Source organism: Neobacillus rhizosphaerae (assembly GCF_937468385.1).
Lineage (GTDB): Bacteria > Bacillota > Bacilli > Bacillales > Cytobacillaceae > Neobacillus > Neobacillus rhizosphaerae.
Map to the genome: position 1 here is coordinate 37,610 of NZ_CALBWS010000001.1, position 13,086 is coordinate 50,695.

The window sequence follows — 13,086 nt, forward strand, 5'->3', positions numbered from 1 at the left end:
TTGAAACTATATTAAGTAAAAATATTACTATTCTTCTAAAAAGAGAGAGATCTTACAATATTAAGATCTCTCAATTTAATCATATTAACGAAGAAGTTGTAATACACCTTGAGGCTGTTGGTTCGCTTGAGCAAGCATTGCTTGAGCAGCTTGAGCAAGAATTGAGTTTTTCGTTTGTTCCATCATTTCTTTTGCCATGTCTACATCACGAATACGAGACTCAGCAGCAGTTAAGTTTTCTTGAGATGTTCCTAAATTATTGATTGTGTGCTCTAAACGATTTTGGAAAGCACCTAATTTTGAGCGTTGTCCAGAAACATCTTCAATTGCTTTATTGATTGCAGAGATAGAAGCTTCTGCTGATGCAGCAGAGCTTACTTTAATATTGTCTACATGAAGTGCTTCTGCTCTCATATCATTAATTTCAACATTCATTGTTTGTGAAGAGTTTGCACCAATTTGGAACGTTAATGCGTTATTTTTATATTCTGTTACAGATGCACGAGAAGTGAAAGTTGCTTCTTTACCGATATCTTCAACACCAATTGCACCTAGGGCTAAATCATATTTTCCATTTGCTGTAATAATTGATTGAGCTCCACCTGCAGCAGGAATACCAGTAATTGTATTTTTATTACCGCTTTGATCAGTAAACTCTAAAGTAAACTGACTAAGAGCAGCATCGTAATCTGTAATTTTCAAATTAAGTGTTTCATTTGCTTCAGAACCAACAGATGTTGCTGTAGATGGAGATTGAGCAACTACTCCAGTGAATAATTTATCGTCACCTTGGTTGTCAAATTTAACGTTTCCGATTTGTTCAGTAACACCATTTTTTGAACCATCGATAAGTTTCTTTGTATTAAATTCAGTTGTATTTCCAATGCGGTCGATTTCACCAATAAGCTGATCCATTTCTTTTTGTAATTCTTTACGGTCTGCATCAGTGTTAGAATCATTTGATGATTGAACCGCTAATTCACGCATACGTTGAAGGATTGTATGTGATTCATTTAATGCACCTTCAGCTGTTTGAATTAATGAGATGCCATCTTGAGCGTTCTTTGAACCCATTTCAAGACCGCGAATTTGACCTCGCATTTTTTCAGAGATTGCTAATCCAGCTGCATCGTCACCTGCACGGTTAATCCGAAGACCTGAAGATAATTTTTCCATTGACTTGCCTTGTGCAGCTGTTGCACCTCCAAGTTGACGGTGTGTGTTAAGTGCTGCAATGTTGTGGTTAATACGCATGATTAAATTTCCTCCTTAAAATAAATAACTTTTGTAATTTTAAATCATCTATAATAAACCCTAAGGGTCTACTATCAAAAAAAATTTAATAAAATTTTAGGCATTTTGAACATTTTGATAGTTTAATTGGTATTTATCTTTGTACAATTCTACATTATAGATTTTTAGAATTCTCATACCGTTTATCAAAATATCTCTCTCTGTTTTACCGAAGGATTTCCTTGGTATTTATTCTTATCGGTTAATTAAATAATTCGTTTAGTTATTTCCTACATTTTTTTAATTCCTAAAAGAATTCGATCGTATGGATTCTCATCGGACATCAAACATATTGTGTACTGTTTTCAACGATTTGTTTTGCAGTCCTTTTTTTCGAAGAATTCTTTGTATTTATTGTTATCGGAGGATCAAACAATTGGTTTAGTAGTTTTATCAAACTTTTTTTGTATTGAAATAAAAAACATATAAGGAATTAAAATCGAAAATTTTTGTGGTGCGTTCAATAAAAAAAGAGTCACCCATAATGAAGTGACCCCCGTCAAGTAGACAGAAATAAAAAAGCACAATTATGCAACCTGAGTCCTGTATTGATATGGACTCAGGTTGTCATACTACAGTGGAATTAACAGATGATGGTGTAATTTTTAAAAGGGGCAAGAATGACTTAATGATTCATAAAGCATTCGTGGAGAAACAAAAGTATAATATAGCCAAATTCAAGAAATCTAATTCAAAGAAGCTTCGTTTACTTCAACTGGTTATCTGCAATTATCCACGCCTAGAAGTTCTATGGTAGGTATATTATGAACAGAATGTGTCCTCCATTTAGTGATTTAGTGAATGATTCCTAAAAGAATATTGAATTACAAAAATACCAATAATATAATAAATTTGGTAATAAATACACTTATTGGAGGAACAACATGAAAAAGATTTTAGTAGTTTTGTCAGTACTAGTAATGTTTTTAAGCACCACTACCTTTAATCTATCGGGTAATAAGGTTGAGGCTGCAACAATAGGACAGAAATTATCAGAACCCGAAGCAGGGTGGAAACGATATGATGATTCAAATCCTCTTATTACTTATAGAGGAATCGGGTGGGTTCACTCAACGGGTCAATCGGGTTATTATAATGGAACAAGAAGCTATGGTAACCTTAATAAATATAACCGTGCTTTTTTAAACTTTAAAGGAACTAAAATTAGACTAATCTTGGATCTAATGCCTGTAGCCTCTTCAGATTGTAGCATTTCAATAGACGGTGGGCCTGAAGAACCGTTTTCTTCCTATAGTGAAACTAATAAACCTATGACACTAGCCTATGAAAAAACGGATTTACCTGATACAGAGCATACTGTCGTTATTACAGGAGGAACCACTAACAATTATAACATTATGTTAGATGCGATTGATATTGATGAAACAGGTGAACTTTTGCCAACTCCTACTTTGGTAGGCGATAAACTCACTTCCCCCGAGTCAGGATGGAAACGATATGATGATACAAATCCTGCTTTTAAATATGATAGCGACTTTATTTATAATGCAAATAATGTCAATGCTTATAATGGAGGTTATCATCAAAACCGTAGAAACGCCGCAGATGGCACATATAAACCAAATATGAAAGTTAAATTTTTATTTGAAGGAACTAAAATTAGGATTATATCAATTCAAAACAATAATACCGCTTCTGATGATATTAAAATTAGTATAGATGGTGAAATCTTTAGTTATTCTAATTTATATTCATCAACTATAACTATGAGTTCAGTTGAACAAGCGTTATCGTTTGAAAAAACTGGTCTTTCGAAGGGTATTCATACCGTTGAAATGTGGTCAGAATCAAGCAAATTTAATTCATTAGATGCTGTTGATATAGATTCTGACGGTCTCCTACTTGATGAAAAATTAATAGAATCTTTACAACTAAACAAAAACTCTCTTGAATTAAAAGTTGGCTCTAGCGAATCTTTAGTAGCAAGTATCACACCAGATAATGTAACTAACAAAAAAATCAAATGGACAAGCAGTAACCCTGAAATTGCATCTGTAGACGAGAACGGAAACGTAATTGGTGTAAAACCAGGAAATGTAACCATTACTGCAACAACTACTGATGGTAGTAATCTTTCTCCAACATGCGAAGTAACAGTAACGGACACTAAAGTAGAATCTTTACAACTAAACAAAAACTCTCTTGAATTAAAAGTTGGCTCTAGCGAATCTTTAGTAGCAAGTATCACACCAGATGATGCAACTAACAAAAAAATCAAATGGACAAGCAGTAACCCTGAAATTGCATCTGTAGACGACAACGGAAACGTAATTGGTTTAAAACCAGGAAATGTAACCATTACTGCAACAACTACTGATGGTAGTAATCTTTCTGCAACATGCGAAGTAACAGTAACTGACACTAAAGTAGATGCAAATAGAGGTATTCTTAAATTAACTACAACAACAGGGGATTTACATGAATACGATTTGTCTATGGACGAAATTGAAAAGTTTATTAATTGGATTGATGGTCGTGATAAAGGGGAAGGTAAACCATACTATACTTTTAGGCTAAATGTTAATGTTGGTAATATAGAAGCTCGAACAGAGTATATTATGTATGATAAAATTGTAAGCTTTGTAGTTGATGAGTATACATTAAAATAATTTTATACCCCCTACTCAATGTGAAATGACCCCCGTCAAGTAGACAGTAATAAAAAAGCACAATTATGCAGCCTGAGTCCTGTATTGATATGGCCTCAGGTTGTTTAATTTCTTTTGGAAACGTTGATGGTTATAGAAACGAATGTGTCTATTTACAGCGTCTTTAACTTCATCAGCTGTTCTGAAAGAGTATAGGTAAAAATACTCCGTTTTAAAGTGACTTGAGAAATTTTCCATGCATGCAATATCCCAACAGTTTCCCTTTCTGGACATACTAGCTTTCATCTGATATTTTTTAATTAGGTTGTTATATTGGCGGGATGTATTTTGGAAACCCTGATCACTATGCAGGAGGACACCTTTTACATTCCGTTTTTTCTTTGCCTTTTTAACAGTATCGATAACCAGTTTCAGGTCATTCCTTTCACAAACATGGTAAGCAACAATTTCATTATTGTATAGATCTTTAATAGCGGACAAATACATTTTTTGACCATTAAAAATTAAATAGGTAATGACAGTTACCTATTTTTCATTTGGCATGGAGGCCAGGAAATCTCTGTTAAGATGGTTGTCTGAAACAACGTAAGCTTCCTTCTTCCCGTAATATGGTTTCTTCTTTCGAATGACCGCCCTGAATTCTTAATTCACCCATATGACGCTGTACACGTTTGTGATTCATTTTTAGCTCGTATGTTTTCTCTAGCCATGTCTGGACTCTCTGATATCCGTAAATCTCCTTAAGTTATTTATAACATTCCATGATTTTTTTCTTAATTTCTTCATCCTCTAGCTGCTTTTTAGTGGGCGACTCTTGTCGTTTTAACCACTCGTAATATCCACTTTTTGATACCTGTGCGATCTTGCATAACAATTGAATAGAATAGTTCCCCTCAGACATTTCTTTGACTACTCCGTATTTCTTATGTGTTGGTACTTCTTCCATTCCCCCTTTTACATCTTTTAGAGCTTTTTTAGCATTTCGTTCTCCGCTTCAAGACGTTTAATATTAACTTCTGAATCCTCAGGGTGGGTTCTTGGTCTGCCCATACCAGGTCCTTTTGCCTTTCCTCGTTTCTCCTCCAGCCCCTTTATCCTTCAGCCTTAAAATGTTTAACCCAGCGTCGTACGACTGAATGATCAATACCTAATTCCTTCGCAATGGTTTTTTACCCCATACCCTCTATTAGGTATATATCTATAGCTTTTTTCTTAAATGTGACATCGTATGTTATCCTTATATTTTTCCCCATAAAAAATCCCCTCCATAGTAGACAGATTAGTATGCTTTCTTTTATCTGTCTACTATAAGGGGATCATATCATAAAGAATGACTCTTTTGAACAATGTTGAAATTACTATTGGCCAAGTTGATTAGACCAAAATGAACTCTGGCTATTTAGTTGTTGCAGGGCTTTTTCCATAGCGTTAAATTTTGTCCACAAGGCTTGCTCTTGCGCATATACTCGGTTCTGAACTTTTACCATTCTTTCGTCAATTGAGGCTGCCTCTTTTCCTAATACGCTGTTAACAGAAATCGTTCCTGGTGCCCCAGCTTTTACTTTTAGTTGTGATAAAGTATCGCTAATCCGATCATAAACCCTGATCGCAAATCCACTATTTTTGTGTTTGTCAGCACTTGTTATAGTTGTATCATTCGGATTATCAGTCTCGAACTTGGTGGAAAACATTTTTTGGATATCAGTCAGATTAGTGGTCAAAAGTGATTTTAACTTAGACTCATCTAAAACTAATTTACCATTGTCCTTGTAATCCTTGCTAGTTGTGATTCCGATTTCTGGAAGCGAGTCAAAAGATGGATTAATCCCTTCTCCTTTAATAATCTCACTCATGCTTGAACGAAGCTGTGTAAGGAATTGACGGATCGCAGGATCATTTGCGAGTAGACCACTTTTTGCTTTATCCTCCCATAACTTAATATCTGCTTCTTTCATATCTTTCTTTTGTGCCTCGGTTAAAGGTGGATATTTACGGTTTTTACTCTCAGAGAGTTTGTCATTAAAATCTTTTACTAGCTCATTATATTTATCAACAAAGATCTTCAATTTGTCAAAAATCTTATCGGTATCTGAAGCGACACTTACTGAAGCTGGGTTACCCGCAGAAACCTCTGCTTTTAATTTAATTTGAACACCATCATAAGTAAAGGTGTTATCAGAAACAGTGATTTTTGTACCATTGATGACAACATAACCCGATTCAGCTGCTTGTCCGTTGGAATAGGTACCATTAGGAAATTGTTCAGCTGGATTAGCAGCATTAGTAGCTCCGTTCGTTATCTTTAACAACGACTGCGTTTCAGGGCTAGAATTGGATATCGTGATTGGTTTACCTGCGCCTGCTTCAGTGGATGAAAATACTAATGAACCCCCAACATTTGCGACTTTGGCATTTGTGTCTGCACTTTTCGAATTGATTTGTGCAATTGCCTGGTCAAAGGTACTATCTTTAGGTATGGTGATTTCAATTCCATTAAGGTTAAACGTTATGTCAGCGACAGCATTAGGGTCGATTTTGTCCTTGCCGTTACCTATTTTCGTGTCAAAACTGACTGAACTACCTGTTGCCGAGGTAGCAAGTTTTGCTTCTGAAATCGTGAAGTTTAGAAGTTTAGACTCACCTACCATTGAAACATCAATACTTGCATTGCTCGAAGACACTTTTTGAGCGTTAAACGTTCCTTGCAGTCTTAAATCCTGCATTGCGTCTCTGAAACTAGCTATTTTCAAGTTGATTTCTCGATAGGCATCCGTTTTCCATTTGTTAAGCGTTTTCGCTTGTTGCAGTTTGTCCAAAGGAATTCTATTTACCTTCATCATGTCACTTACTATTTTTTCCGTATCCAAACCTGATGCTAGTCCGGATATATGTGTTGTCAAGTTAACCATATCGTGTTCCTCCTTTATTACAATCTATTTTTCGCAAAAATTTTTTTATTACGTTTGGGATTTTATGTTCGATTCTAGGATGAATTATTTCTTTTTTAGGCATTCCATAAGTAATTACCCGTGTATTATTATCTATCGGAAAAATATCAAAATAGTTTAAAAAGAAGTTAATAATATTATCTACCCTAATCCATAGATGATTTTCAACTTGGTAGATATGTAAAAAAAGCCGCAATTACCTAGCAGGATTCACCAGGATGCGGCAGTTTCTAAAAATCACTTCAATATATTATTTGCAATCCCTGACATCTGATCCGCATACGAAACCGCTCTAGCGTTCATTTGAAACCCCCGCTGCGTAGTCATCAGATCAGTCATCTCTTTCCCCAAATCCACATTCGATCCTTCTAGATATCCGGTTGAGATTTGCGCTTCTCCAAGGAGCATCATTCTCACATAGGTGGATGCATTTGTCCCATTTGCTAATGCGGTTGGATCAATCGCAAATTCATTATTACCAACATTTTGTAAGACATGGGGATTTTGAATGTCTACAATGCCCACTTGCTGTGGTGAGATGGATGAAGCACCTTGACCATTTTTACTTTTTAGCTGAATTTGCCCTGTTGAATCAATGTTTACTTGATACTGACCATCTAGTTCAATCGGTTTGCCAGTTTGATCTAGTAGATAACCTCCGTTTGCGTTTACTATATGATAGCTTCCCGGTTTATTTGCATCCGGACTTACGTGGAAATTCCCGTCTCGTGTATATCGCACATCAATAGGTCCCCCCGCTGCTGTAGACGGATAACCGACTTGGAAAAATCCATTTCCAGAGATCATCAGGTCAAAAGGATTACCTGTTTGAATCGCTTGTCCTTGCTGCATATCGAGTTGCGTAAGTCCTGTCCGCACGCCATAACCGACTCGTAGTCCATTAGGAGTAAGCCTACCGATTTCCTGGTATGATCGAGGTTGATTATTAATTTGCGAAGCTAAAATCTCAGAAAAGCTTTGGTCCTTACGTTTAAAGCCTGTAGTGTTGACATTGGCCACATTGTTTGCCGTAGTATCAATTTTCTGCTGGTATGATTGCAAAGCACCTGATGAGATAAATAATGATGTATTCAAATTCCTTATCTCCTATTCGTAAAGTTATATTAATGCACATTTAGGGTAAGCACGACTCCTATTTAGGGAAGCTTTACTTTATCCATTCATCTTTCCAACGGAGTAAAGTTGTTGTAAGGAGTTATCGTACACGCTAATCACCTTTTGATTTGCTTCATACCCTCTTATCGCCATCATCATGTCTGTCATCGTTTGACCTGTATCGACATTCGACTGTTCAATGAATCCTTGGTAAAGAGAAATGCCAGGATTGGTTCCTCCAGCATCTTGAATAAATGGTACTGGATTAGCAGATTGGAATACATTCCCTCCAGAGCGATGAAGTTCGGCTGGATTTTGTACCACTGCTATCCCAATTTGTCCGGCCAGCCTTGTTTTGGACGGATCATTAGGATAAGCAATTAACTGACCATCCGCGTTAATAAACAAATCTTCTTTACGAATACTATCTGTGATTTGGATTGGCTTATGATCCGCTCCTAAAACCTGGTAACCTTCTGATGTTACAAGGTGACCGTTTGCATCTAAATCCCACTTCCCATTTCTCGTGTAGCCAACGGTTCCATCAGGAAGCTGTACGGCAAAGAAGGCAGCCGGTTTTACTAGCCGACCATTGACCATTTGCGCAGGAATCCCTTGATCTTCAATTGCAAGGTCCAACGGATTATCCGTTTGTACCAGTGACCCTTGACCGAAACTAGGTATGCGTTCCTGTGTATACACACCGTTATAAAGTTCGCCAATCGGAACAGGCTGTCCAGGTAATTGGAAGTCGCCACCAAATGTGACGTTTCCTTTTTCATTAAAGTCCTGAATCCGCTGCATTAATAGTTTCGGGAACGCCCTTTGGACGGTATCATCCTTCTTATATCCTGGTGTTTGCGCATTAGCCAGATTATCGGCTAATGTTTCTTGCTTTCGCTCCAAAGAATACATTCCTGAAGCTGCCGTATACAAACCTCTTATCATGATTATACCCCCTTCTTAGCTACGTTGTTGAGCAGCCAGCTGTAATATGAAGGCTACTTCACCGGATCCTTTTTCAAGTTTTTTCGCAATTTGATCCACGGAAAGTCCTTGATCCTGTAAATCAAATATTTCTTTATACCTGTCATTTAATAATAAATCCTGCCCACTCATCGTTTTTCTAGTTGCCTTTATGGATGCTTCTAGTGTTTGTCTCTCAATTCTCCATTGCTCGGACTCCTGCTTTAATGTTTGCTGATAATGTTTGAGGGTCATTTTTAGTTCGCTGATTTCTCGAGTCAATTGTTTTTGGTTATCGTTCATTTTTTGATACAACTCCTCCTTAGGAGCAATCTTCCGCCGGAGCGAGCCCTGAACAATCAAATAAATGACGCCAATCAAATTGAGCCCTAAAAGGATTTCGTTTACATATGTTTGCACCTGTTCGCTCCCTCTCTAGTTATCTTATCTAAAGTAGTAATCGCCAGAATCGTTACAACGCCGCTTGCTTAAATTGGCTATGGACCTTTTTCCCCATCATTCTGCCATGACATGATTGTCTTATCAACAAGGGAATGATTATGTATAGAGGTTAATTAATAAGCCTTTGATTTCTCCGATTCGTTCCAAAATGGATAGACCGCCATTTTGTTGGTTTAATACGTGATCCGTTAATTCCATCAATTTTTTGTCGAGTACTTGAACAGTTTTCAGTTTTTTATTCCCACCATACGGATCCCAGCTTTCGGTTTGGTACAAGCCCATCCCGTTTTTTGTTACCTCACCCATAAATTGTTTGACCAAATTTTTATATTTGCGGAGTTCATTAAAAGTTGGCTTTTCGCTTAGCTGCACGCCTTGTTTATCAATGTCCTGTAGCAATTGATGGAGGTGATCCTGGGTGAGTTCTTTGGAATAGGAGTTCATAATTTTTTGAAAAGATGCTGAATTAGCGGAATTCCGCTCGGTTGTTACTTGCCTTTGGTCACCCAAATTTATCCTTACCGGTTCTTGTATTTTCAAAAGGATTCACCTCCTAAATTTTACCTTGAAAAAATATCAAAATACATCAAAATAATGTTATCATTATACCGTAACTTTACACAAAATTCATTAAAAATCACAGAATATCTTTTTTGTAGTAATAAGTATCTTTGGTGTGTACAGAGACAAATTTGCTTTCAAAGCTTGAGATGGACTCCGCGTGACCTAAAAATAAGTATCCATCATTGCTAAGTGTCCCATGAAAACTCCTAATTACCTCTTTTATGATCGCTTCATTAAAATAAAACAAGACATTCCGACAAAATATAAAATCAATTTGATTGTATTTTGCGTATGATGAGTAATCGGTCAAATTAAATGGTTCAAATGTAACCATTTGTTTGATTTCATTTTTTACTTCATAGCCAATATCTGTTTCAATAAAATACTTTTTAAGATATTCTTTGTTATCCGGAAGTCTTCTGAATGATAAGGAATTCTTTGAATAAAATCCTTTTTTGGCATGCTCCAACACCTTTTTATTAATATCCGATGCCACAATCCTAACTCGATTGCCCGATGAAGCTTCTAACTCCTTTGCCAAGATGGCTAGTGAATAGGCCTCCTCTCCTGTAGAACAAGGAACACACCACACATTGATTAATTTTCCTGATTGTTTCTTTATCAAGTTCTGAAATTCTTCTAGTTGGTTGAATTCCCTAAAAAAGTAGGTTTCATTTATCGTGATATGTTCCACGAGTTTATCCCATTCTTTTGGGTCTTTTTGTAAATGGGAGGTGTATTCTTCTAATATTAATCCCAATTCATTAAGCCTTCTCGATACTTTCAAATCTAATCCTGCGAGATTCATAGTAAAATCAATTCCGCAAAATCCCTTTATTTTCAACGCCAATTCCATCCATTTATGTATCACATGATCTCTTCCTTTTTAAGCGGGAATCTGATGGAACGCTTCCTCCTATGATGTGGAAGCGTTCCATCCCATAAGAAAATTACTTAATATTTACCATTTGTGTATTTACCTCAGTGATTGCGTGGACAACCTCATCCACTCCTTTGGATTGGGTATCAATGCTGGCATTTAGCTCTTCTGATTGTTTTTGAACGTTTCCAACTTCTAATGCGATTTCTTGACCATATCTTGCTTGGTCATTCGTCGCGATCATCATTTGTTGGACCATTTCTTTTATACTGCTGATATTGCGAACGATTTCTTCAGCAGTAAGAGTTTGTTCCTTAGTGGCGTTTGTCACAGAGCTAGTTTGAGTCGTGACATTTTCTATTGCCTCTACGATGGCACGACCGCCTTTCGCTTGTTCCGCCGTTGCGATACTGATTTGTTGAACTTGATTTTTTGTATTCGTAATACCTATAACGATTTCTTCAGCAGTAGTTGATTGTTCTTTGGTAGAATAAGTCATTTCTGTTGCTTGCTCCGTAAAATTCTCAATTGCTTTTGTGATGAATTCGCTATTCCTCGATTGTTCCTCGGTGGATTTAGCAATTAGATTCATTTCCTTTGTCACTTGGGTTATGCCGGTAGATATTTTCTTGATGGCTTGATTTGTTCTTTCCGCCAATTGATTTCCAGCTTCTACCTTCTGCTCCCCTTCTTTGATAGAGGTGACAGCAACAACTGCTTCATTTTGAATCCCTTTGATGAGGATATCAATCTCTTTTGTAGCCTGAGCAGAACGTTCGGCAAGTTTCCGCACTTCATCGGCAACAACCGCAAACCCTTTCCCGTGTTCACCAGCACGTGCCGCTTCAATTGCGGCATTCAGTGCTAATAGATTAGTTTGATTGGCAATATCATCAATGACTTGAATAATGCTGCCGATTTCTTCAGAACTTCTTCCTAGGTTCTCCACTACATCGCTAGCATGGTTAATTACTTGAGAAATTTCTTTCAGCCCATTTAATGTTTCATTCAGCGAGATAGTTCCTTCAAGGGCATCATTCTTTACAGAGTTACTAAGTTGGTTAACAATTTGGGCACTTTCTGCCACTTTCTTGATTGAAACAACCATTTCTTCTACTGTTTCGGATGATTGTTTAGCGGTATGGTGCAAGCTTATGGCATTTTTGTTTACACCGTCTATCGACTTACTCATTAAATCAATTGCTAAAGTAATTTGTTCCACATCTATACCGGCATTTCCAGCATTTCCAGCAACTTGTTCAATAGACACAATCATTTCTTGAATAGCCGCAGATGTTTCTTCAGCAGAACTATCCAAATTGCCTGCACTTTCTGCCACAAAATTAATGGTAGCACTCATTTGTTCGATTGCAGCAGATATTTCATCGACACCAGAAGCCGTTACATTGGTATTCCCTGCTACTTGCTGAATAGAAGTGGCAAGTTCACTGACGGAATCATTCACTTTGTTCATTGAAGTATCTAATTCTTGTGCACTGATAGCTGTTTTATCAATTGAATTTTTAATTTTAGTAACAGATTTAGTGGTATTTTCTACATTGTTTACAACCCCTACTACCGAACGCGAAATTAATTTTGTAATCAAAAATACAATAATTAAACTTAAAAGTGTTGAAATAACGGAAATCATTATTATTATAGTCTTGCTTGTCTTAGCAGCTTTTGAAGTTTCTTCGGTAGTCTTCTTCAATGCCTCTTCTCGATCAGTCTGCATCGCGGATAATTGAGCAACAGCCTTTTCCCCAATTGGACCACACTTATTAAACACCTCTGTAAATCCTTTCATGTCCATCGCTCTCGATCTATCCAAAGCAAGTGGAATCAGTTTTTGATATTCATTGAATTGGTGTTCAAATTCATTTAGTCGTTGTTTGTCTTTTTTTTCTATTAGCATTGGACGTAAAATCTTTAAATTAGCATCTATTTGTTTAATATCTTCATTTAAAAATTTCTCTGACATTGCCATCGTGGCTTGGTCATATGCCGTTCCATGCTTTGCAACGAATAATCTTACCCGAGTCATATTGACGCTAAGTTTACCGAGTGTTGTTACTTGAATAACTTCCTTTTTGGTTATATCATTTATTGAATTAGACAATTTATTTATGTTTATATAAGAACTAACACTTATAATGAAAAGTAATAATAAAATAGCAATAAAACTAGCCCATAATTTTGTCTTCATTGAAAAATTTTTTAACATCCC

12 protein-coding genes and 1 pseudogene are annotated in these 13,086 nt (G+C 36.5%); 1 reads left to right on the forward strand and 12 read right to left on the reverse strand.

Translation table 11 applies throughout. The features are described 5' to 3' along the window. Positions 1-84: 84 nt before the first annotated feature. Positions 85-1,254 (reverse strand): flagellin N-terminal helical domain-containing protein, encoded by a 1,170-nt coding sequence (locus M5A78_RS00190; protein WP_248733277.1) that lies wholly within the window; start codon positions 1,252-1,254, stop codon positions 85-87. 923 nt (positions 1,255-2,177) lie between these two features. On the opposite strand from M5A78_RS00190, the gene M5A78_RS00195 reads away from it, so the two are divergent. Further along, positions 2,178-3,923 carry an Ig-like domain-containing protein gene (locus tag M5A78_RS00195; RefSeq protein ID WP_248733278.1) on the forward strand — a complete coding sequence of 582 codons (1,746 nt, stop codon included), beginning with the start codon at positions 2,178-2,180 and terminating at the stop codon, positions 3,921-3,923. Between the two features lie 63 nt (positions 3,924-3,986). On the opposite strand, the gene M5A78_RS24840 is transcribed toward M5A78_RS00195, so the two are convergent. The 11 genes and pseudogenes from M5A78_RS24840 to M5A78_RS24775 all read right to left on the reverse strand — a co-directional run bounded on the left by M5A78_RS24840 (position 3,987) and on the right by M5A78_RS24775 (position 13,083). Continuing rightward, positions 3,987-4,439, reverse strand: a complete 453-nt coding sequence (locus M5A78_RS24840; RefSeq protein WP_406603656.1) for a transposase — start codon at positions 4,437-4,439, stop codon at positions 3,987-3,989. 46 nt (positions 4,440-4,485) lie between these two features. Then, complete coding sequence (locus tag M5A78_RS24645; protein ID WP_264760426.1) at positions 4,486-4,659, reverse strand: transposase; 174 nt, start codon at positions 4,657-4,659, stop codon at positions 4,486-4,488. A gap of 9 nt (positions 4,660-4,668) precedes the next feature. Further along, positions 4,669-4,869, reverse strand: coding sequence for a hypothetical protein (locus M5A78_RS00200; protein ID WP_248733279.1), 201 nt, complete (start codon positions 4,867-4,869; stop codon positions 4,669-4,671). Between the two features lie 17 nt (positions 4,870-4,886). Continuing rightward, positions 4,887-5,086 (reverse strand): annotated as a pseudogene (locus tag M5A78_RS00205) (helix-turn-helix domain-containing protein). Between the two features lie 195 nt (positions 5,087-5,281). Next, a complete protein-coding gene (gene fliD / locus M5A78_RS00210; RefSeq protein ID WP_248733280.1) occupies positions 5,282-6,832 on the reverse strand; it encodes a flagellar filament capping protein FliD in 1,551 nt (516 codons plus the stop codon). A 276-nt stretch (positions 6,833-7,108) separates the two neighbouring features. Then, positions 7,109-7,966, reverse strand: a complete 858-nt coding sequence (locus M5A78_RS00215; protein ID WP_248733281.1) for a flagellar hook-basal body protein — start codon at positions 7,964-7,966, stop codon at positions 7,109-7,111. 78 nt (positions 7,967-8,044) lie between these two features. Further along, entirely contained in the window at positions 8,045-8,935 is an 891-nt protein-coding gene (locus M5A78_RS00220) for a flagellar hook-basal body protein (RefSeq protein WP_248733282.1), read from the reverse strand. A 15-nt stretch (positions 8,936-8,950) separates the two neighbouring features. Then, entirely contained in the window at positions 8,951-9,373 is a 423-nt protein-coding gene (locus M5A78_RS00225) for a DUF6115 domain-containing protein (protein WP_248733283.1), read from the reverse strand. 138 nt (positions 9,374-9,511) lie between these two features. After that, positions 9,512-9,955: a YaaR family protein gene (locus M5A78_RS00230; protein WP_248733284.1), complete on the reverse strand. Its 444-nt coding sequence runs from the start codon at positions 9,953-9,955 to the stop codon at positions 9,512-9,514. Between the two features lie 97 nt (positions 9,956-10,052). Then, positions 10,053-10,850 carry a CheR family methyltransferase gene (locus tag M5A78_RS00235; RefSeq protein ID WP_248733285.1) on the reverse strand — a complete coding sequence of 266 codons (798 nt, stop codon included), beginning with the start codon at positions 10,848-10,850 and terminating at the stop codon, positions 10,053-10,055. Between the two features lie 79 nt (positions 10,851-10,929). Further along, a complete protein-coding gene (locus M5A78_RS24775) occupies positions 10,930-13,083 on the reverse strand; it encodes a HAMP domain-containing methyl-accepting chemotaxis protein (protein ID WP_319942242.1) in 2,154 nt (717 codons plus the stop codon). Between the last annotated feature and the right edge of the window lie 3 nt (positions 13,084-13,086).

Excerpts from the sequence above, each read along its gene's own strand:
- M5A78_RS00190 (WP_248733277.1), bottom strand. The coding sequence starts at position 1,254 with ATGCGTATTAACCACAACATTGCAGCACTTAACACACACCGTCAACTT.
- M5A78_RS00195 (WP_248733278.1), top strand. The coding sequence starts at position 2,178 with ATGAAAAAGATTTTAGTAGTTTTGTCAGTACTAGTAATGTTTTTAAGC.
- M5A78_RS00200 (WP_248733279.1), bottom strand. The coding sequence starts at position 4,869 with ATGGAAGAAGTACCAACACATAAGAAATACGGAGTAGTCAAAGAAATG.
- fliD (WP_248733280.1), bottom strand. The coding sequence starts at position 6,832 with ATGGTTAACTTGACAACACATATATCCGGACTAGCATCAGGTTTGGAT.
- M5A78_RS00220 (WP_248733282.1), bottom strand. The coding sequence starts at position 8,935 with ATGATAAGAGGTTTGTATACGGCAGCTTCAGGAATGTATTCTTTGGAG.
- M5A78_RS24775 (WP_319942242.1), bottom strand. The coding sequence starts at position 13,083 with ATGTTAAAAAATTTTTCAATGAAGACAAAATTATGGGCTAGTTTTATT.